This is a genomic window from Mesorhizobium sp. M7A.F.Ca.ET.027.03.2.1 (assembly GCF_003999175.1).
In the GTDB taxonomy this organism is placed as follows: domain Bacteria; phylum Pseudomonadota; class Alphaproteobacteria; order Rhizobiales; family Rhizobiaceae; genus Mesorhizobium.
In genome coordinates this window covers 1-2,128 of record NZ_RZOM01001065.1, presented here as the reverse complement: position 1 = coordinate 2,128, position 2,128 = coordinate 1, and the positions used below count along the sequence as shown (strand labels likewise).

Genomic DNA, 2,128 nt, shown 5'->3' with positions numbered 1-2,128 from the left:
GGTTTCTGGACAGCGTTCCGGTCGCCCTGCCCGCGCTGACCCGGGCGCTGAAACTTCAGGAGAAGGCCGCCCGCGTCGGCTTCGACTGGAGCGAAGCGGCGCCCATCCTCGACAAGATCGAGGAAGAGATCGGCGAATTGCGCGAGGCCCTGGCCAAGGGCGACACCGCCTCGATCAAGGATGAGTTCGGCGACATGCTGTTTGCCGTCGTCAACCTCGGCCGTCACCTCAAGCTCGATTCCGAAGCAGCGCTAAGCGGCACCAACGAAAAATTCCGCTCGCGCTTCCACTATGTCGAACAGGCCCTGGAAAAATCCGGCAGCACGCTGGAAAAGGCTGATCTGGCCGAGATGGAAGCGCTCTGGCAGGAAGCAAAAAGCGCGAAATAACCCGCACTAACCGTTGTTTTTACGACGCAATCTGCTTTCGATCTCTTCGCGCGCGCTTTGCGTGGCCTTGAGCGAGATGGTGGCGCTGCCGTCATCATTGTCGCTTCGCGAAACGACATCGCCATTGCGGTAAAGCCAGTCGACAAGGCCGAACTGGGCCGGCTCGATCGTCACGGTGAGGTCTTCGAGTTCGCCCGCCATCCGTGTTTCGATGATCGCCTTCAGCGCGTCGATACCCTCGCCGGTCACCGCCGACACCGCAATCGGCGGCGCCTTGTTGGCATCGGCGCCGTCGGCAAGCAGCCGGGTCCGGTTGCCTTCGTCGAGCCGGTCGATCTTGTTCCACACTTCTATCACGCGCTTGGCGTCGCCGGCGTCGACACCGAGGTCGGCCAGGATGCGCTCGACATCTTCCGCTTGTGCTGCAGTGTCCGGATCGGAAATGTCGCGCAGATGAAGCACGAGATCGGCCTCGACCACCTCTTCCAGGGTGGCGCGGAAAGCCGCGATCAGATGCGTCGGCAGGTCCGAAATGAAGCCGACCGTATCGGAGAGGATGATCGGCGTGCCATGTGGGAGGCGCACGCGGCGCAGCGTCGGGTCGAGCGTGGCGAACAGCATGTCCTGCGCCAGCACATCCGCCCCGGTCAGCCGGTTGAACAGCGTCGACTTGCCGGCGTTGGTATAGCCGACGATCGCCACCACCGGGAACGGCACCTTCCTTCGCTTGGCGCGGTGCAGGTCGCGCGTGCGCCGCACCGTTTCCAGCTCCTGCTTCAGCTTGATGATCTTTTCCTGCAACTGCCGCCGGTCGGATTCGATCTGTGTTTCGCCGGGGCCCCCGAGGAAGCCGGCGCCGCCGCGCTGGCGCTCCAGATGGGTCCAGCTGCGCACGAGGCGCCCCTTCTGGTAGTTGAGATGGGCGAGTTCGACCTGCAGCGTGCCTTCCTTGGTGCGTGCGCGCTCGCCGAAGATCTCAAGAATCAGCCCGGTGCGGTCCAGCACCTTGGCGTTCAGCTCTTTTTCGAGATTGCGCTGCTGCACCGGGGTCAACGGATGGTCGACGACGACCACTTCCGCATGTCCCTCTTTGACGATTTCCGCGAACTCCGCAACCTTGCCGCTGCCGAGCAGCGTCGCCGGGCGCGGATCGTTGACGGTCACCACCGCAGTGTGGATCAGATCCAGGTTGATGGCGCGGGCAAGGCCGACGGCCTCGTCGTGACGAGCATCAGCCGAACGCATCAGCCGAGGACGGTTGGTCTCGTCGTCGTTGCGCTGGTGGCGGGTAAGGACGGGCACAATGACAACAGCCCGGGTCGGGCCCTTGGCTTCCGTCCCGGGATGATGCGTTGGTTTCCCGCGAACGGTGGCGTCCGCGTCTTTCTCACGTGCCAATCAGGCGCCCTGGCTTTCCTCGCCATCGAACATCTGAACCGGCTGGCTCGGCATGATCGTGGAAATGGCGTGCTTGTAGACGAGCTGGGAGTGACCGTCACGGCGCAGCAGGACACAGAAATTGTCGAACGAAGTGACCACGCCGGTCAGCTTGACGCCGTTGATAAGGAAGATGGTGAGCGGGTTCTTGCTCTTGCGAACTGAATTCAGGAACAGGTCCTGAAGGTTTTGCGATCGTTCCGCCATTGTTCTTGTCTTTCGCCGATCCCCTTCGGTTTGCAAGCCAATGCGCCAAATTAACGGGCGCATGTCAAGCTCGCAAACACCGTCTTGTCGTCAGT

General features: G+C 62.4%; 3 protein-coding genes. 1 reads left to right on the top strand and 2 read right to left on the bottom strand.

Going from position 1 to position 2,128, the window contains the following annotated elements:
• The coding region (locus tag EN750_RS31180; RefSeq protein ID WP_281062345.1) for a MazG nucleotide pyrophosphohydrolase domain-containing protein at positions 1-389 on the top strand (389 nt) is incomplete at its 5' end.
• Between the two features lie 6 nt (positions 390-395).
• Here the strand turns inward: EN750_RS31180 and hflX are convergent.
• Complete coding sequence (hflX, locus tag EN750_RS31175) at positions 396-1,787, bottom strand: GTPase HflX (protein WP_127272395.1); 1,392 nt, start codon at positions 1,785-1,787, stop codon at positions 396-398.
• The gene (gene hfq / locus EN750_RS31170) at positions 1,788-2,033 is read right to left on the bottom strand and encodes an RNA chaperone Hfq (RefSeq protein WP_006202172.1); all 246 of its coding nucleotides are present in this window, start codon (positions 2,031-2,033) and stop codon (positions 1,788-1,790) included.
• Positions 2,034-2,128: the final 95 nt, after the last annotated feature.